This window comes from Couchioplanes caeruleus, from assembly GCF_003751945.1.
Taxonomy (GTDB): Bacteria; Actinomycetota; Actinomycetes; order Mycobacteriales; family Micromonosporaceae; genus Actinoplanes; species Actinoplanes caeruleus.
Genome location: NZ_RJKL01000001.1, coordinates 2,946,475 through 2,964,827 on the forward strand (window position 1 = coordinate 2,946,475; position 18,353 = coordinate 2,964,827).

The 18,353-nt window shown below is 72.6% G+C and carries 11 protein-coding genes; all 11 read right to left on the bottom strand.

Annotation, left to right across the window (positions count from 1 at the left end; all coding sequences use genetic code 11):
- Positions 1–2: 2 nt before the first annotated feature.
- Positions 3–3,215: a right-handed parallel beta-helix repeat-containing protein gene (locus EDD30_RS13050; protein WP_244945231.1), complete on the bottom strand. Its 3,213-nt coding sequence runs from the start codon at positions 3,213–3,215 to the stop codon at positions 3–5.
- A gap of 17 nt (positions 3,216–3,232) precedes the next feature.
- The gene (locus tag EDD30_RS13055; RefSeq protein ID WP_071807395.1) at positions 3,233–5,812 is read right to left on the bottom strand and encodes a hypothetical protein; all 2,580 of its coding nucleotides are present in this window, start codon (positions 5,810–5,812) and stop codon (positions 3,233–3,235) included.
- Between the two features lies 1 nt (position 5,813).
- Complete coding sequence (eccB, locus tag EDD30_RS13060; protein ID WP_123678268.1) at positions 5,814–7,157, bottom strand: type VII secretion protein EccB; 1,344 nt, start codon at positions 7,155–7,157, stop codon at positions 5,814–5,816.
- A gap of 3 nt (positions 7,158–7,160) precedes the next feature.
- The gene (eccD, locus tag EDD30_RS13065; protein ID WP_071807397.1) at positions 7,161–8,567 is read right to left on the bottom strand and encodes a type VII secretion integral membrane protein EccD; all 1,407 of its coding nucleotides are present in this window, start codon (positions 8,565–8,567) and stop codon (positions 7,161–7,163) included.
- Complete coding sequence (gene eccCa, locus EDD30_RS13070; RefSeq protein WP_071807398.1) at positions 8,564–12,547, bottom strand: type VII secretion protein EccCa; 3,984 nt, start codon at positions 12,545–12,547, stop codon at positions 8,564–8,566. Before eccCa ends, eccD begins: the two co-directional genes overlap by 4 nt.
- A 31-nt stretch (positions 12,548–12,578) precedes the next feature.
- Positions 12,579–12,899 carry a hypothetical protein gene (locus EDD30_RS13075; protein ID WP_143162830.1) on the bottom strand — a complete coding sequence of 107 codons (321 nt, stop codon included), beginning with the start codon at positions 12,897–12,899 and terminating at the stop codon, positions 12,579–12,581.
- A gap of 26 nt (positions 12,900–12,925) precedes the next feature.
- Positions 12,926–15,997: a WXG100 family type VII secretion target gene (locus tag EDD30_RS13080; RefSeq protein ID WP_123678269.1), complete on the bottom strand. Its 3,072-nt coding sequence runs from the start codon at positions 15,995–15,997 to the stop codon at positions 12,926–12,928.
- Between the two features lie 56 nt (positions 15,998–16,053).
- Positions 16,054–16,839 carry a hypothetical protein gene (locus EDD30_RS13085; RefSeq protein ID WP_071808606.1) on the bottom strand — a complete coding sequence of 262 codons (786 nt, stop codon included), beginning with the start codon at positions 16,837–16,839 and terminating at the stop codon, positions 16,054–16,056.
- A 101-nt stretch (positions 16,840–16,940) separates the two neighbouring features.
- A complete protein-coding gene (locus EDD30_RS13090) occupies positions 16,941–17,243 on the bottom strand; it encodes a WXG100 family type VII secretion target (RefSeq protein WP_071808605.1) in 303 nt (100 codons plus the stop codon).
- Between the two features lie 47 nt (positions 17,244–17,290).
- Positions 17,291–17,665, bottom strand: coding sequence for a WXG100 family type VII secretion target (locus tag EDD30_RS13095; RefSeq protein ID WP_071808604.1), 375 nt, complete (start codon positions 17,663–17,665; stop codon positions 17,291–17,293).
- Positions 17,666–17,730: 65 nt separating this feature from the next.
- Positions 17,731–18,351, bottom strand: coding sequence for a type VII secretion system-associated protein (locus tag EDD30_RS13100; RefSeq protein ID WP_071808603.1), 621 nt, complete (start codon positions 18,349–18,351; stop codon positions 17,731–17,733).
- Positions 18,352–18,353: the final 2 nt, after the last annotated feature.

Below are 18,353 nucleotides of genomic sequence, written 5' to 3' on the forward strand. Positions count from 1 at the left end.
GGTCAGCCGACCGCGGCGAGGCCTCCCGTGATCCGGGGCGAGGCGGCCGCTTCGCCCAGGTCCGCCATGGTGAGGGTGCGGGCCGATGCGGTCCGGGCCAGTTGTTCCGAGAGGCGGTGCGCGGCGGCGACCGTCCTCTCCGGAAGATCCGCGACTCTGGCCAGCAACGCCGTCCGTACCTCGTCGGGGACGTCGTGTCCGCGGCGGACGAGGTGGCGGACCGCGATCTCGGCCAGGTCGGGCACCGTGTAGTCCGCCACGTCCCAGCGTTCGGGGAAGTGCGCGGCCAGCTCCGGCGCCGCGGCCAGAACCCGCGCCACGGCCGTCGGTTCGCCGGTCAGGACGACGACGAGGTCGCCGGGCGCCTCCGCCAAGGCCTCGCCGAGGCCCTCGGCGAGGTCTCCGCGGCTGTCGTCGGCACCGTCGCAGTTGAGCACGAGCATGCCTCCGGCCGCGTCGGTGAGGGCCTGGCGGGCCAGGATGCGGCCCTGGCCGGGCCACTGCGGGCACAGCTCGTCCGTGAGCCGGGCGTACGTGACGTGGCCGCTCGGCAGTACATCCAGTTCGGCGAGGGCCTGGGCGTAGAGACGGGCGAAGTGGCGGCGCCCGGTGCCTCGGCGGCCGGCGAGGATGACGTTTCCCGTACGGCCGATCGGCCGGCGTGCGGCGCGCGCCGCCGCGAGGCGCAGGACGGCCGCACCGGCCGACTGGCGGATCCCCGCGACGCCCACCGCATCGGTCAGCCGTCTCCAGGCACGGCTCGTGGTCAGTGCCGCGGCCGGGTCGGATGCGGTGGCCGGGCCGGCGGCGGGTGCGTCGGGCAGGGCGTCGAGCTGGGCGAGTTCCCCGGTCAGGTCGGCGCCGGTGAGGCGGTTCAGCTCGGTGTCGCGGGCCGGGCGGGAGAGCGCGAGCCGGGACGCCTGGTTGTTGACCATGGCCTCGAACAGCTTGCGGGCGACGCGGCCGTTGCCGAACGTCTCGTCCTTCGGCACGCGCTCGAAGTACTGGATCAGGTTCTGCAGACCGTCGTCGGTCAGCTCGTAGTAGTGCTTGCGGCACAGATTCGAGGTGATCGTGACCAGCTCGTCGACGCTGTAGTTGGGAAACTCGATGGTGCGGGTGAAACGCGACGCCAGACCGGGGTTCGACGCCAGGAACTTCTCCATCAGCGCCGAATAGCCGGCCACGATGACGACAAGCTCGTCGCGGTGATCCTCCATCATCTTCATCAGCGCGTCGACGGCTTCCTGGCCGAAGTCCGGCCCCGAGCCGCCGGTGGAGGCCGTCAGCGTGTACGCCTCGTCGATGAAGAGCACCCCACCGAGGGCCTTGGTGACCAGCTCGGTGGTCTTGATGGCGGTGGAGCCGATGTACTGGCCGACGAGATCCGCGCGCGCCGCCTCGACCATGTGGCCCTTGGCGAGGATGCCCAGCTCGGCCAGGACCGAGCCGTAGAGCCGCGCGACCGTGGTCTTTCCCGTGCCGGGCGGGCCGGCGAAGACGAGGTGGCGGCTCATCGGCGGCATCGGCAGGCCCATCCGCTGCCGTCGCTGCGCCATCTTGATGAGGTTGACGAGGCCGGTGACCTCCTTCTTGACGCCGCTCAGGCCGATGAGGGTGTGCAGTTCGGCGAGCGCGCCGCTGAGTTCGTCCCCGGCGGCCTCCTCGACGTCGTCCTGGCGGTCCTCGGCACGTTCCTCCGGGACGGGACCGGCGGGCGACGCGTCGTTCTGGACGACGCACTCGGTGAGCTCGACGGAGTCGGCCGGGTCGGCGTGGACGCCGTCTCCGGCGTTGTGCAACATCTCGCACTGCCGCAGCGTGGCGCGGCCACCGGGCTCGACGTGGACGCCGTACCCCCGGGAGTCGCGGATGCGGCACTGGGTGGCGGTCAGGGTGCCGAAGCCGGTCACCCGGATGCCGGCGCCCGGCGCGGAGCCGACCTCGCTGTCGCGGACCACCGCCCGGCCGGACGCGGTGACGAGCAGGCCGCCGCCCCGCAGGGTCAGTCCGCTCATCGTGGCGTGGGCCGAGCCCGCGACGGTGACGCCCGCCTCTGCCGCGGCGTCGATCGTGGCGGTGCTCACCGTCGCGTCGGCGTCGCCGTCGACGTCGAGAGCGGCGGCGGCCACGGTCAGCCTCAGGTCCGCGAGGTCCAGCCGGCAGCCGCCCTCGGCGCGAATCCCCGACCCTGCGGACGCGGACGCCCGCAGGCCCACGAACCCGGCCGTCGCGGTGCCGGTCACGACGGCGATCATCGCGGAGGTTTCCCGTACGGTCATCGCCTCGAAGGTGGCGTGGGCGGACCCGTCGACCCGTACGCCGATCGGCGAACCCTCGACCGTGCAGCCGAGCAGCCGCGGTGCCGCCTCATCGGTGACGTGGACGCCGACGTGCTCGGCGCCCGCGAAGGTGCAGCGGCTGATGACCGGGGCGGCCTTCTCGGCGATGTGCGCGGCCTGCACGGCGGCGCCGGTGAAGGTCGAGTCCTCGATGGACAGTGCGCCCGTGCCGCGCAGGAAGAGGTCGACGTTGCGGCTGTCGCGTACGGTCGTGCGGCGTACCTCCAGGACGCCGCCCTGCTCGGTGGCCAGCGCGGGTTTGCCGGCACCGACGATCTGGCAGTCCTCGACGACGCAGGTGCCCTGACCGTGGACGCACACCGCATTGGCCGCGGGCTCCTGCAGCTCGCAGCGCCGCATCGTGAGCACGCCGACGTCGCCGACCAGGACGGCCGAGCCCGCGATCCGGCGGAAGGCAGTGTCCTCGACGCTGCTGGCCTGCGCCCCGATGACGACGACACCCGCGCCGGCGCTGCTGCCCACCTCGCAGTCGCGCATCGCGACCGAACCGCTCAGCCGGGCCAGCACCGTCGCCCACGAGGCGCCCGTGACCCGGCAGCCGTCCAGGGCGAGCTGACCGCGGTGGATGTCGATCGCCGCGAGGTCCGCATCCGCGCTGGACAGCTCGAGGCCGCGCAACTGCGCACCCGGTCCTCCGACGGTCAGAACGCTGCCGGTCTGCGCGAGCACCACCGCGGTGCCGAGGCCCTCCTCGGCAAGGATGGTCAGCCGCTTGTCGAGGACCAGGTTCTCCTCGTACCGGCCGGGGCCGACGGTGATCGTCGCACCGTCGGTCGCGCGGGCCACGGCGGCCGCGATGGTGCCGTACGCTCCCGGGCGGCCGTTCGCCACCACCAGAACCTGCCGATTCATCCGCGCCACCCCGACGTCTACAGCAGACCCGGCAATGCGCCGAAGCGCAGAACCGCCGACGGGCCGACCCGCGACCCCGGCTCCGACGCCGCCCACCGCTCCGCGCATCTGCGCAGGGAGGCCGCGGCCAGCTCGTCGAGCGACGCCCGGTCGGTGGCCACCCGGCCGTCGGCGTCGATCTCGTTGGCGGCCAGCTCGCGCAGGAGGATCTGCCCGCGGTCGCCGTTCCTACCGGGCTCGACCAGGTCCAGCACCTTGAAGCTGGTGCCGGGCGTGAAGAGCACGCGGTCGTCCGCGCGGTCCTCGCCGTCGGGTTCGAGCAGCCGGGTACGCCGCGCCGTCATCGACCAGAGCAGCACGTCGGCGTCGCCGGTCTGGTCGGCGGAGGGCGCGGTCAGCGCGGCGGTGAAGCCCCACTCCGTGACCAGCCGGCGCCGCCGGAGCAGGTCCCACTGCTCCGGCGACGGGCTCGCCGAGAAGACGGCCGTGCCCCGGTGCGACGGGAGGAGGCTGAGCCCGGCCACCACGCAGCGGGCGAAGGGTACGTGCGGACCCTTCGCCCCCGAGCGCAGCCCGGTGTCGATGGCGGTGCCCTTGGCCGACAGGTACAACCGGACCGCCACCGAGTCGTTGACGATCTCGTCGGTGGCGCGGCCGGGGCCGCCCTGCAGGCCGGGGTGCTGAGACAGCACCCGGGCGATGGAGCTGGCGACGATGTCGAACTCGCGACTGAGGCTGCGCCGCATCCAGGCGCGTTCCTCGTCGATCGGGCGCCCGGACGGCGCCGCCGACGCGGACGCCGCGGGCGTCGGTTGCGCCCGGGCGACCGGCACGGTCCGGCTCGCCGGCGCCTTCCGCACCGGCACGGACGGCGAAGCGGGCGCGGTCGGCGGCGCAGTCGCAGTCGCCGGCGCAGTCGCCGGCGCAGGCGCGGACGGCGAAGCGGGCGCGGACGGCGGCGCGCTCTCGGACGGCACGGAGGCCGCAGGGACCGGGGATGCGACCGGCTTGGGAACGGACGCCGACGGGCTCGGCACCGCGACCGCCGTGGCAGGCGCGGTCGCGGGCTGCACCGGTGGCGCCGGCGGAGCCGATGGCTCCGGCGGAGTCGAGGGCACCGGCGCCGCCACGGCGGGTTCAGGGGCGGCGGCGATCTCCCGCACCGGCGCGTCGATCACATTGCTCGCCAGCGGTACGGCGATCGAGGTCGCCGGCGGCGGCGAGCCGGCCAGCGCCGGCATGGCGCCCGTCGCCTCCTCGAGAGCCGCCACGGTGGCCGCGTGCGCCACCTCGATCGGGTCGTCGGCGAGGGTGGAATCGGCGGTCGTACTCACCTGCGCCCCGGCCGCCACCTCCGATGCCGCGCACAGCACGCTGCGCTGGCGGGTGGCCGGGTCGAGCCGGGCGATGGCGTCCTCGGCCAGCTCCCGCATCCGCTGGGCAAGGTGCTCGGTGGAGTCGTCGAAGACGAACGTGTTGCGGTCCGGCCGCGCCTTGACCGCGCGGACGGAGTCGGCGGTCCGGGGCTCCACCGCGGGCCGCATCCACAGCCCCGCCTGGACGACCTCGACGACGGCGTCGGGGGCATACCAGTAGACCATCGGCCCGACGGGCTCACCCAGCAGCGGCGGCGCCTGGTGGCTGAGCACCTGTGGGGTGGCGGCGGTGGCCGTCGGACGCGCCCGGGGCTCGTACGCCAGCTCGCGGGCGAACACCTGCCAGCCCAGCGAGCCGGTCGATTCCACGGTGTACATGTCGGGCCGCTCCGGCTCACCGACGGGGATGCCGCCGAAGCACACGACGCGGGAGCGCAGCGTGTCGGCCAGCGCCTGGCCCAGCGCGTCGCCCTTCGGCAGCGCCACCGGCCCGAACTGGATGAAGCGGGCGTACCGGCGGCCCTCGTCGTCCAGCTCACGCCAGAACCGGGCCACGTCGTCGAGCGACAGCGGCGCGGTGCCGGGGCAGCCGAGCACGATGGACAGCGCCTGCGGCTGGCACGGCACCGCCGAGGCGAGCCACCGCCAGTGCCGCTGGACCGTCGGGCTGTCCTCGGTGTCGTGGATCCACACGCCGCCGGGCAGCGGCTCCGCCACGCCGACCGAGCTGGTCGGTCGCGGCGTGGCGACGGCCAGGTCCCATTCCGGCTGGGGGAACCGCTTGGCCTCCAGCGCGGGCGGTTTGCCCGGCCGGTGGCGTACCCATCCTCCGCCGTCGGTGGCGTGCACGAACAGCGACCCGGCCACGCCCTGGTACAGGTGGCCGTAGGGTGCGATGACGGTGCGGTGCAGCCGGTCCGACAGCCACTGCCCGGCGAGCGCCGCGGTCTCCTGCCGCTGCCCGCAGACGACGAGGCGGATGCCGCGCCGGCGGCGACGCAGCTCGGCCGCCACCGATTCCCACAGCCCCATAGGCACCTCGCCGTGCAGGTCGAGCAGCACGATGTCGTTGTGCGCGTCCTCCTGCACCGCCAGCGCGATGTCCCGGGCCTCGGGGCTGATCCGCGACCGGGCCCGCAGGACAACGGCGTTGCCCACCGTGTGTCGGATGATGGCCGAGTCTCCGCTGCGCCGCCGCGGCCATCGCATCTGTCCGCTCATGTCAGCCTCCCATTCCGGCCACGATGACCGCGTCGCGGTCGAGGACGGGCCCGTTCTCCATCGACGCCAGCACGATCCCCGGCATCGGCCTCGAGACACCGTTGACGCCCATCGCCGTCAGTGCCTGGTCCTTCGGCACGGGATACCGGACGCCCACCTCGGAGATGAGGTAGGGCGCCGGCATCCGCCCTCCCGGCGGCAGCGGCACCGGGTACGCCACCATCGCGGAGCCGGACGGCACGGACACCCGGGGCGAGCCGTCCGACTTGCGGACGGCCTGGACGTCACCGGTGAACACGACGGTCGCGGCCACGGCGCCGACGCCGACCGGCTCCTGCCGCTGGCACAGCACCCGGCCGCGCGGCTCCTCCCAGCGGGCGGCCGCCAGCTCCGGGGGCCCGCCGGTCAGGGACACGTTCGCCGAGCGGGGCGCGGACACCACGTCGGCGGCGGTGAGCTCGACGGGCCGGCCGGCGCGGGCGGCCTGCAGGAATCGGAACTGGGTGGCGTTGACCGGTGCCAGCCCCTCGCGCCGGAGCACGAACAGTTGCTCGGTGCCACCGGCGACCGGCTGCCGGAACAGCGTGCCGATCACATGCCCGCGCCCGGCGACGGCCGGGCCGGGCTGTCCGGCGCCGTCGATCCGGGGTGCCCGCAGCGGCTCGCCCTCGGGCAGGAGGCCGAGCCAGGACTGCGGCACGCGGATCGGCGTCACGGTCGACAGGCCCAGCGCCACGGGCGCGGCCCGGTCGGCCATCGGGTGTCGCTGCCCCCGCCAGATCAGGTAGTCCCTGCCGCCGGCGCTGACCGGCACGTACTTGTCGTCGGCGAGCGCATCGGCCGGGGCTTTCGGGTCGAGGTTGGCGCCGGCCTTCTCGCCGGAGGCGTCGGGGCAGGCCAGCCAGGGCCCGGTCAGCATCCTGCCCGGCTCGGGCAGGACCAGCGGAGCACCGGGAATGCCGATCGGGTTGCCGCGCGGCACGCCCTTCAGCGAGCGGCGGGAAGTGAGCTGGATGCGGGCGTCGGCACCCTTGATGAGCCGGGCCGAGGCCATGTTCATCGTCGGCAGCAGCGCGCCGTTGAGATAGACGTACGCCGCGCCGGTCTCCTTCTCGACGATGATGGCGTCCTTCTGCCGCCACGCCTTACTGCCGCCGGGAACGAGCCAGCCGTAGATGCCGAAGCCGGCGACGATCAGCAGGGCGATGAGGATGCCGGCGAGCAGGCCGGTCACCGCGCGGGTGAACGGATTCTCCACCGTGTCCGGATCGCCGAGCACGAGCGCGTTGCTCATCCGGCCCATGAGGAACTGGTGGGCGTGCACGTGGTCGCGCTGGGTCTGCATGCGTCAGCCCACCAATCCGCGCGCCCACGCGTACGTGTGGAGCAACTGCAGGGCGATCGGGAGCACCGCCAGGCCGGTAGCCACGTCGAGAATGGTTGCGGTGAACTCCCACACCGGCAGCAGCCGCCGGGGCCAGGGACGTAGCGCCGCCATCACGAAGGCCGCCACCAGCAGGGCCAGCCCGCAGAGGATGACGATGAGCCGGCCGGGTGTGGCGGTGCGCGACCAGTGAACGATCACCAGGATCATGCCGGTCGCACCGGCGGCGGTGAGCGACACGCGCTGCCAGACGCCCAGGAACGCCCGGGCCCGCAGCAGCAGGGCGCTCGCCAGCACCAGGACGAACAGCCACCCGGCCCAGCCCGGCTCCGCCATCGCCAGCCAGAAGAGGACCGACAGGACCACCGCGGCCGTCACCGTGGCGACGCTGAGGTAGCGGTCCGCGTCGTTGGCCCGGCGGTGCACGTCATCGGCCTCATGCGGCTCGGTGTCGAACTGCAGTTCCTCCCCGGTCTTGGGCAGTTGCGGCCCGCGCAGGTGCGCCGAGCGCAGCACGATCTTCGGCGCGAACACGACGACGCCGAACAGCACGGACGCGGACAGGCCCGCGGCGCCCGGCCAGGAGAGGCCGAACGTCCGGTGCAGCCAGGTGATCACGACGGTCTCCGCCGCAACGACGAGCAGGCCCAGCAGCACCGGGTACGGCAGCGCCCGCGCCCACAGCCGCTGCACCACGACCAGCGGCGCCGCCACGGCCAGCCCGGCCACCGCGGCCATCGCCAGGCCCGGCTCGCGCAGCGACGGTGCGCCGGCCACCCCGTCGGCGAGGGTGAGGGCGACCACGGCGGCACACCCGTACGCGGACGTGGCGAAGACGAACGGGAGCCCGGCATCGCCGGCCTGCCGCCCGGCCACCACGGCGGCCGCGGCGAGCAGGCCCGCGAGGCCGAAGCCGACGCCGGCCAGCGCCGCGCCGGCGTAGCCCGCGACGACGGTGGCCGTCAGCAGGGCCAGCGCGAGCTGCGACAGCGCGAGGAACAGATATCTGCGGTAGTGCGGCTGCCAGCGGTCCGGCCGCTTGTTGACGGTGGTGGCGATACCATCGGCGAGATCGTCGAAGTCGAGCTCCGGCAGGGGCTCGGCGGCCGGCCGGAGGTGGAACTCCTCACCCTCCAGCCAGTCGAGGGACTCCGGGGTGCCGGTCGGATCGAACGGCCTGCCGCCGAGGCGCTGCAACACCCAGGTGCCGTCGGGGCGGTGCCCGTCGGAGGCGTTGAGCTCGACCGTGTGCCAGAGCAGCACCGGCAGCAGGGCGGCAACCGTCGTCGACGAGGGCACCACGAGGTCGACGCGCTTGTCCGGGCCGTTCACGGTGATGCGGCACAGGTCGTCACTGATCGCGCTGGTCATGCCGCACCTCCACTGTCACCGGCGGCGACGGCGCCGGTCTGCACCAGGCGTACGCCGCGGCGGGTCACGAGCTGGGCCCGGCCGGACGGCAGGCGGCGCGGTGGCGCGTCGCCCAGGAACCGGCCCTCTTCCTTCGGGTACGAGAAGAGCAGCCCGGGATTGCCCAGCTCCCAGATGCGGCGGATGACGGGGTCCATCAACGCCCGCATCGCTCCCGAGGTGCTGCGGGCGATGATGACGTGCAGCCCGATGTGCGCGCCCTGCGACAGCAGCGGCAGCAGCGGCTCCAGCGCCGACTGACCGTGCCCGCGGGCGAGCAGCTCGTAGTCGTCGACGACGACGAACAGTTCCGGCCCGGTCCACCAGTCGCGGCGGCGCAGGCGCTCGGAGGTGATGTCCGGCCCGGGCACCCGGCCGCGCAGCGACACCTGCCCCTGCGCCGCCAGGTCGTAGAGCGAGTCCGAGGTGATGCCGTAGCCGGCCCGGTACGCCGGATCGAGCGCGTTGTCGAGATCGCGGCGCGAGTCGCCGATGACGACCTTCGCCTCCTCGGGGCGGTATCGCTGGGAGACCGCTCGCAGCACCAACCGCAAGAGGTTCGTCTTGCCCGTCTCGTTGTCGCCCATGACGATCAGGTGCGGCGTCACCCGGAAGTCGTGCCACACGTCGGCGAGCCGCTGCTCGTCGCGGCCGAGGCAGACGCGGAACGGTTTCTCGGGAGCCGGAAGCTGCTCGACGGGAAGCCGGGCCGGCAGCATCCGTACGGGCGGAGCCGCCTCGCCGGGCCAGAAGGTCCTGATCTCCTCGGCCAGCGACTTGGTGACATCGCTGAGGTCGTCGGTGCTGTCCACGCCGTCGAGGCGTGGCAGAGCGCCGAGGAAGTGCAGTGCCTCGGACGTCATGCCGCGGCCCGGGTGGTTCGGCACGGTCGCCGCCTTGCGGGAGCCGACCTCGGATTCCATGGAGTCGCCCAGCCGCAGCTCGAGCTTGGTGCCGAGCATGTCACGCAGGGACGTACGGACCTCCGACCAGCGGCTGGCGGTGATGACGAGATGGATGCCGAACGACAGGCCCCGGGCGGCGATCTCGGAGAGGCCGGATTCCAGGTCGGAGAAGTCCTGCTTCAGCGTGAACCACCCGTCCACCATCAGGAAGACGTGGCCGTGCGGGTCCTGCAGTTCGCCGCGGGCGCGGGCGGCGAAGTAGGATCCGATGGAGTCGATGGCGTGCTTACTGAACATCGCCTCGCGGTACTCCATGACCTGCCGTACCTCTTCGATGGTGCGCACGACCCGGTCGTGTTCCATCCGGTTGGCGATGGATCCGACGTGCGGCAGCCCGGCGACGGACATGATGCCGCCGCCGCCGAAGTCGAGGCCATAGAACTGGACCTCACGCGGGGTGTGGGTCAGGGCCAGGGAGAGCACGAGGGTACGCAGCAGCGTGGACTTGCCGCTCTGCGGCGCACCGGCGATGCCGACGTGCCCGTCCGCTCCCGCGAGGTTGACGATGAGCAGTTCGCGGCTCTGCTCGTAGGGCCGGTCGACCACCCCGACGGGCACCTTGAGCCCGCCGCGCAGGCGCGGGTTCTCCACGGTGACGCCGAGGTCGGGGTCGGGCACGACGCTGGGCAGCAGCGTGTCGAGGGTGAGCGCCTCGCCCAGGGGCGGCAGCCAGACCTGGCGCGCCGGCGGGCCCGCGCCCACGAGCCGGTCGATGAGGACATCCATCAAGTTGGGCGGGGTGGCGTCGTCCTCGGCCTCCTCGGCGGGCTCCGCCTCCCCGACCTGCGGGTCGCGTTCCGTCGCCGGTTCGGCGTCGGGGCGGGCGACGGCGCGCGTCGTGAACGGGACGATCTCGGCCAGCGCGCGCCGCTGTTCCTCGGCGCTGCCCGCGAGGGCGGGGCGCACGTACGGACCCGAGACGTAGGCGCCCTTGAACCGGACCAGGTTCGTCATGTCGATCTTGAGATAGCCGTTGCCGGGTTCGGATGGCAGCTCGTACGCGGAACCGACGCCGATCACCGCGCGGGACTCCATCGACGAGAAGGTGCGCAGCCCGATCCGGTACGACAGGTGGCCCTCGACCCGGCTGATCCGGCCCTCGTCGAGGCGCTGCGAGGCGAGCAGCAGGTGCACGCCGAGGCTGCGGCCCAGGCGGCCGATCGAGACGAAGAGGTCCATGAACTCCGCCTTGCTGGCCAGCAGCTCGCTGAACTCGTCCACGATCACCAGCAGGACGGGGAACGGCACGAGCTGCGCGCCGGCGAGGCGGGCCTTCTCGTACTCGAACAGCGACGCGTAGCCGCTGGCGCGCAGCAACTCCTGGCGGCGGTTCATCTCGCCGTTCAGCGCGTCCTGCATGCGGTCGACCAGCGGTAGCTCGTCGGCGAGATTGGTGATGACCGCCGAGGTGTGCGGCAGCCGGTCCATGCCGAGGAACGTCGCGCCGCCCTTGAAGTCGACCAGCACCAGGTTGAGGATCTCGGAGGAGTGCGTGGCGGCCAGGGCGCAGACGAGCGTCCGCAGGAGCTCGCTCTTGCCCGAGCCGGTGGCGCCGATGATGAGCCCGTGCGGTCCCATGCCGCCCTGGGCGGACTCCTTCAGGTCGAGCTCGATGACCTCGCCGTCCTCGGTGACCCCGATGGGCACCTGCATGCGCGCGCGCTGGGTCTGCCGCGGGCGCCACAGGGCTCTCACGTCGAAACCGCGCGCGTCCCGTATGCCCAGCAGCGTGGTGAGCTCGAAGTCGGAGGTCAGCGGCTCGTCCACCACCTCGAGGGTGCCGCTGGTGCGCTTCGGCGCAAGGATCCGCGCGAGCGCTTCCGCCTGCGCGATCGCCAAACCGTCGCAGGCGGCCCGGCCGGTGGTGTCGCCTGCGGGGAACTCCACCTCCGTGTCCGAGACGGTGAGCCGCAAGGTCTTCGGCCCGCCGGGAAGTTGGCCGGTGGCGTCCAGCAGGACGACGTTGCGCAGCCCGGCGCCGAACAGCGGGGAACCGTCCGGGATCTCGGCACGGTTGGCGACGATCACCACGAACGGCTCCAGCACGGTGGGCCGGGCTCCGCGGTCGTGCTCACCGCGATCGGTGACCTCCGCGCCCAGCAGGTCCATCAGCTCGTCGTGGTCGTCGGAGAACAGCCGCACCATGCCGCAGGCGTCCTGCCGCACCGGGTGCGCGTTGTGCGGCAGCCACTTCACCCAGTCCCACTCGTCGCGGGCAGCCCCGGCGGCGAGCACGGCGATCCGCAGCTCGTCGGGGGCGTGGAAGGTGGCCAACTGGCCGACGACCGCACGCAACAGCCCCAGCGCCGGTGCGAGGTCGCCCGCGAACTCCACGCTGGCGAAGCTGCGCAGACCGAGCGACGTGGGCACGCCCGCGACCGACGAGAACGCCTCGGTGAAGCGGCGCAGCGAGATCGAGGAGAGCGGCTCCAGGTCCTCGATCGGCTTGGTGTGCGGCGGAAGATACGTCACCACGGCCCGCTGCCGGCCGACCCCGATGCGGATCCGGCCGAAGTCGTCGTGCGCGGCCCGGCGTTCCCACACCCGGTCGCTCATGGCGATCGACCACAGCCGTCCCGGGTCCGGGTTGTTCCAGGTGACCGCCCGCCGCTGCTGGTCCGCCGCCTCCCGGGCCTTCTCGCGGAGCTGGGTGATGTAGCGCAGGAAGTCGCGGCGCTCGGAGCGCATCTTGCGCTTGCGCTCGGCCGCGTTCCGTCCGATCTGGACGACACCCATCATGATCATGCCGACGCCCATCGCGCCGCCCATGACGTACATCGCCGGGGCCCGGTTGAGCATCCCGAACATCATCATCATGGAGCCCATGCCGATGCCCATCGGCAGGATCATCAGGAACGACCGGAAGTCCAGCGGCGCCGGCTCCGCCATCACCGGCGGTTCCTGCATCTCGACCTGGCCCTCGGGCAGCACCGGGCCCTCGGCCCGTGGCGGGCGCTTGACGGTGACCGTACTCATGCGCAAGCCCTCCGCCGGGCGGGAGTGATCCTCACTCGATCACCCCGCTCGCCGGCCTGCTGACGGTCCACGACGAGCTACGCCCCTGGAGCAGGTCCACGGCGCGGCGCTCGGCCGGTTCCCCCGGTTCGGTCGGTTCCGCCGTCTTGCCCTCCCGCTGCGCCTCAGCGCGCCGCCGCTGCTCGCGCAGCTTCTCGGCCTCCTCGGCAGTGAGATCGGGGCCGCCGCAGCTCAGCATCTGCGGTGCGGCACCGAGCCCGCCGGCGGCCGGACCGTCCGCCCGCCGCGGCCGCCAGCGGCGCAGCCCCGGCGCGCCGTCGAGCCCCGGATCGGGGCCCGTCCCGTCCGTCATGGTCTGCCTCCGTCCGTTCCCGGTCATCACCGCTCCGCCGTCGCCGGCGGCGCGCTCCACGGCAGCAGTCCGGTGTCCCAGTCGCTGACGTCCTCGGCGCCGTCGGACGGCCGGATGACGGCCACGTGGTTGTCGGGCGGGGGCGCTTCGCCGTCCGGCTCCCCGTCGGCCGCCGCGGCCTCGCCCTCGTCGTCCAGGACGGCGGGGACGCCGGCTTCCCCGGGCAACCACACCCGCCCATCGGCCGCGACCTGCACGCCCGAAGCGGAAGGCCGCCGCTCGCGATCGCCGGCCTTCGCCGCGCCGCGCGGGAACGGCACCGGCGGCACGACCAGGACCGCATCGTCATCGTCCTCGGCGCCCGCCGCGACGACGGTGGGCCGGTCGGAGCGCTCCGGGCGGCAACCCACGGCGTCGGCCGACGGTACGACCACCGGCAGCACCGGCCCGTCCCCCGGATCCCCCGTGACCTCCGGCTCGGTCTCCCCGCGATCCGGCGTCGTGGTCCCCGGACTCCCGGCGGCTCCCGGCCGCGCCTGGCCCGGCGTCGAGGCTCCGCCGGGAGGCGTTGCCGGCGGAGGTGCCACCGGTGGCATCGGCATCATCGGCGGCGCTACCGGGCCGGGGCCGCCCTCGGGCGCACCGGGAAGGTCCGGCACTCCCGCAGGCGCGGCGCTCCCGGCCGTGGCCTTCTCCGGCGCGGCGGTCGCGGCGTCCGGTGGCTCGGCGGCCACCGGCGGTGCCTCCGGCCGGCCGGGAGCCGCGCCGGCCGGGGCATCCGGGCCATCCGGTTCCACCACGGTGGCGTCCCACGGCCGGGAGGCGGCGTCCAGCAGGCCCGACGCCTCCGATCGGTCGGGCGGCGAGTTCTGGCCACCACCCGGACTCGGTGGCGGCATCGCCGGCGGCATCATCGCGCCCGGTCCGCCCGGCACACCGCCGTGCTGGCCGGTGGCCGGCAGGCCGGTCTCCGGCACCGGCGAACCGGGCCCGGCGACCGGCAGGTCCGGAGAGCCCACGCCCGCCGCCGCGGGCGAGTCCACTCCGGAACCCGCGATGCCCGCCCGTCCCGGGGGAACGCCTACCGGGGCGTCGGGGGCGTCCGGCACCGGCGGCGCCGGCTGCCACTGCTTGCCGTCCGGGTCGAGCAGGCCCGACGACTCCGATCGATCCGGTGGCGACTCCTGGCCACCACCCGGACTCGGCGGCGGCATCGCCGGCGGCATCATCGCGCCCGGTCCGCCCGCACCCGGCGCGGACGTCACGCTCGGTAGCTCGACGCCCGGCACGCCCACCGGGCGCCCGACATCCGGCGCCTCCACGACCGGCGTTTCCGCCCCGGCGGCGTCGACGCCGCCGGGGCGGCCCGGAGACGCGCCCGTCGGCGCGTCGGGCAGGCCGGATTCGACCGGACTCGGCTGCCACTGCTTGCCGTCCGGGTCGAGCAGGCCCGACGACTCCGATCGATCCGGTGGCGACTCCTGGCCACCACCCGGGCTCGCCGGCGGCATGGCGGGCGGTATCCCCGCACCCGAAGGCGAACTGCCCGGGGCGTTCGGCACATCGCCGAGGCCCGGCCCACCGGGAACACCCGGCACCCGACCCGGAGGCGAGTCACCGGGAGCACTCGGCACATCACCCAGACCGGGACCACCCGGAACACCCGGCACCCGACCCGGAGGCGAGTCACCCGGAGCACTCGGCACATCACCCAGACCCGGACCAACCGGGGAGCCCGGCACGCGGCTCGGAGGGGTGGCGTCCGGTGCATTCGGCACGTCGAGCGAGGGCGTACTGCCGGAGATGTTCGGCAGCGTGCCCGGCCTGGTGGGCGGAGTCACGCGGCCGCCGTTCGCACCGTCCGGCCCCGAGGGTGCGGGCGCCCTCGACGGGTCCACCGGTGGCGGCAGGCGGTTCACACCATTCGGCGGCGAAGCGGAGTTGCCGGATGCGGTGCGGCCGTTGGCGCCCGGGCCCGTCGGGATCACCGGCGGCACGACCGGCGGGATGTTCGCACCCGGGTGGGGTGCGCCGACGCCGCTCGGCGAAGGTGCGCCGACGCCGGTGGGCGAAGGCGGGGGCTGGAAGCCGCCGTCCGGCGCCGGGATGTCGAGCTTGCCGCCATCCGACGTGAAGTTGTCGCCACTCGGCGACTTGAAGTCATCGCCATCCGGCGAGGGAATGGCGGAGTTGCCGCCATCCGACGAAGGGATGTCGAAGTCATCGTCCGGCGACGGGATGTCGAAGTTGCCACCCTCCGGACGAGGGATGTTGAATCCGTCCTGGCCGTTGGGGCTGTCGCCGTTCGGTGACCGGTCGTTCGGCCCGTTCGGTGGCCCGCCGGTCGGTGGCGGGCCGTTCGGCACGGTCGGTGGCGGAATCCTCGTCTCCGGACCGCCGCCTCCGGACGAGCTCGTACCGGTCGAGGTGGCCTCGATCGCCCTGGCCGCGGCGCTGGTCTCCTCGTACCTCGTGGCGACCTGCCGAAGGACCTTCCGCATGTCCTCGGCCATCTGCTTCTTCAGCTTGTCGGCGCCGTGGGCCTCGCTGATGTGGACGAGGCCGTCCGAGTGTTTCTTGGCGCCGAGGGCCAACGCCCAGGTCGCGTAGTAGTGGTCGATGAAGTTGACCTGGTTCTGGGCCCACTGCAACATGTTGCCGGCGTCGTAGAGCTTGCTGCTGATGGAGACGGAGCTCTCGTCGTCACCGCCGGCCAGCTCCTCGGCCACGCCCTCCAGGCCGTCCCCGAGCTGGGTCATCTTGCTGAGGAACGACTCCGCGCCGGCTCCCTGCCACACCTTTCCCTCGCCCGCGATGGCGGCGGCCTGGGCGCGGAGGTTGTTCGCCACCTCGGCGATGTGGCGCCGCACGGTGATCATGGTGTCGCCGGCCCGGAAGAGGGAGTTCGGGTCGACGCTCGCGAGGCGCAGATCCTGCGCCATGTCGGGGAAATCGACCTCCACCGCCGCGGACCCGGTGATCAGGGCCTTGAGCTGGCGCCAGTCCAGCTTCTCATCTTCGAAGTCGTCGATCTTGGGCCGCTCCCCCGGCTTCAGCTCCGGGGGGCGGGTCGCCTGGGAATCTCTCTCATCCGCCACCGGGGCCCACCATTCTCGAGGGATCATGTTGACGACGTGCAAGGCGAAGTCCTCGCTCAGCCGGACTTGGCGCCGCCGCCCTTCGGGTCGGCCGCGGGGTCGGGTTTCCCGCCGGCTGCGGCCTCGGGTTTCGCGGTGATCCCGCCGAAGGTCTCGCGGAAGATGTTGTCGAGCTTCTTCGCGTCCTTTTCGTTCCACTCCTCGACGGTGTCGTACTGCTTGATCACCGCGACGCAGTCGTCGTCAATGTCCTTGAAGATCTGGACGACACGGCCGAGCGCTTTGTCGACGTCGCCGACGAGATCGGAGTTCACGGCGACGGCGAGATCGACTCCGGCGCCGAAACGGCCGGGGTTGGCCTCCACGGTCCCCAGCTTCGTCCGGGCGCCCGCGAGGACGCCCTTCAGTTCTTTGAGGTTCACCCGGAACTTCTCCAACGCCTCCTGATGAACGCTGACGGAGGCCTTTCCGTCCCCCTCCGTCTTCGGCACGTCAGGCAGGCCGGGCGGCGTGTCCGCATGGGAGTCGGGACCTTTCGCCTTACCACCGGCCCAGTAGTCCGTGTTCGGATCGAATTTCTGGAATTCGTTGGAGGCGAGTGCCGTGTTGACCTTGATCGGGAAGTCGGGGTGTTCCCGCGTCCACTTGTTGTACGCGAACTCGGCAGCCGCCTCCGCGTCCGTCGGGTTATACGTGTCCTCCGGGTTGCTCTGGTCCCCCTGGTATTCACTCCGCTTTCTCTCGAGCTCGAGATAGGCGTCGTACTGTTCCTTGGTCAGTCCGCCTTCCTGGTACACGACCTCCGGCGGGATCGAGTTGTAGTTCTTGTACGGGATGTCCACATGAGGCGTGTCGGCCACGGGTGCACTCCTGACTGCGCAAGGGCGCCACCGGGCCGGCCGTCACCGACCGGCCCCGGCGCGTCATCAGCGGAAACTGCTGGTCAGAACCCGACCTTCGTGTCGTTCCACCGGTTCGCGTTGAGCACGTCGCCATCGCGGATGTCAGCGTGGATCTTGGCGAGGATCTGCTCGGCGACAACGAGGTGCTGGCCCATCTTGCCCTGAGCGCCAGTCCACTTGGCCTGCACCGGTCCGTACGCGCTCTGCGCCTCACCGGTCCATTCCTGCAGATGACTCATGCAGTACTCCAGCAATTCCTCGACGCCGAGGTGGATCTTCTGACAGGCATCCACAAGTTCGGTGCCGGCCTGCTCAGCCGCTGCATAGTTGGTGCGGTACGACATTGTGCTGCCTTCCTCTTCAGCGGGCGGAAACGATTGGCGCGGCCGGGTCAGAAGCCGGGCAGGGCCTGCATCAACATGCCGGCGTCCTCCACGCCGGACTCCTCGCGCCTCTGGTTCTCCTTGCTGTTTTCGCTCATCGAATCCATGAGGATATTGAGCTGTTCGGTGATCACATTGAATCCCTGACCCCACTCGTACATCGCCTTTTCGAAGGCGATGGCCGGCCGGCCGTCGAACGACGCCCTCAGGTTGGCGATGGCGTTTTCGACGCGTTGGCGGTGGGTGGAGAACTCGCCCTTCTTGTCGATGAACAGGGCCATGGCCCTGGCCATGCCCTCATCTGTGGTACTGACGTCTGGTTGGGCCATGATCGCTACTCCTTCTCGGACGGTGGCGAGGTCGGCGAAGGGGGATTCGCGCACCCCAGGGTTGGATCCTCCGCGACGATCAGGGCGCGATGAGCGTCAATCCCGCTGCTATGCACCAACTACCGGAGAACAGTGCCCCTTCGGTCGCTACGACCGTCGCCGAGCACCCACGGCAGCACCGGCACGGGCCCCGGGGCCGACGACCGCAGGTGGTCGTACGCCTCGGCGAGCTCCTCGTCGCCCATCATCAGCGTCTCGCGCAGGAAGTCGCCGGTCAGCCGCACCGGCACCGGGCCGCCCGGGTTGAACAGCACGTCGATGCCGTCCGGCAGGGCCGTGACCAGGCCCATCAGGTCGGCACCACGCCACCGCGGCACGTCGGCGAGGTCACGCTGGGCGGCACTGGTGGCGACGACGACGCAGTCGACGCCATCGGGAGCAGGGACCACCAGTTCCTGCTCTTCGCCGTCGAGCGCGACGTCGAGCCGCGCCTCGTGCAACAGCACCTGAAGCTGCTCCGGCTCGGCCCGCCGCCGTGAGAGCAGGCGGAGCACCGCGTCCAGCGGGTCGGCCGCAGCGCCGGCGTCACGGGGGCGGTATCCGGGATTGCCGCGGAACGGCTCGACGGAGCCGTCCCCACCGAGCGGCCAGGCGCCCATCACGGCAGCGGGAGGCGGCACGCGCTCGTCGGGGCCGGGCCGCCAGTCCGGGTCCATGAGCAGGAAGTAGCTCTCTTGCATCG

Coding starts and splice junctions, on each gene's coding strand:
- eccD (WP_071807397.1), bottom strand. CDS start 8,567: ATGACCAGCGCGATCAGTGACGACCTGTGCCGCATCACCGTGAACGGC.
- EDD30_RS13090 (WP_071808605.1), bottom strand. CDS start 17,243: ATGTCGTACCGCACCAACTATGCAGCGGCTGAGCAGGCCGGCACCGAA.
- eccCa (WP_071807398.1), bottom strand. CDS start 12,547: ATGAGTACGGTCACCGTCAAGCGCCCGCCACGGGCCGAGGGCCCGGTG.
- EDD30_RS13055 (WP_071807395.1), bottom strand. CDS start 5,812: ATGAGCGGACAGATGCGATGGCCGCGGCGGCGCAGCGGAGACTCGGCC.
- eccB (WP_123678268.1), bottom strand. CDS start 7,157: ATGCAGACCCAGCGCGACCACGTGCACGCCCACCAGTTCCTCATGGGC.
- EDD30_RS13075 (WP_143162830.1), bottom strand. CDS start 12,899: ATGACGGACGGGACGGGCCCCGATCCGGGGCTCGACGGCGCGCCGGGG.
- EDD30_RS13100 (WP_071808603.1), bottom strand. CDS start 18,351: ATGCAAGAGAGCTACTTCCTGCTCATGGACCCGGACTGGCGGCCCGGC.
- EDD30_RS13050 (WP_244945231.1), bottom strand. CDS start 3,215: ATGAATCGGCAGGTTCTGGTGGTGGCGAACGGCCGCCCGGGAGCGTAC.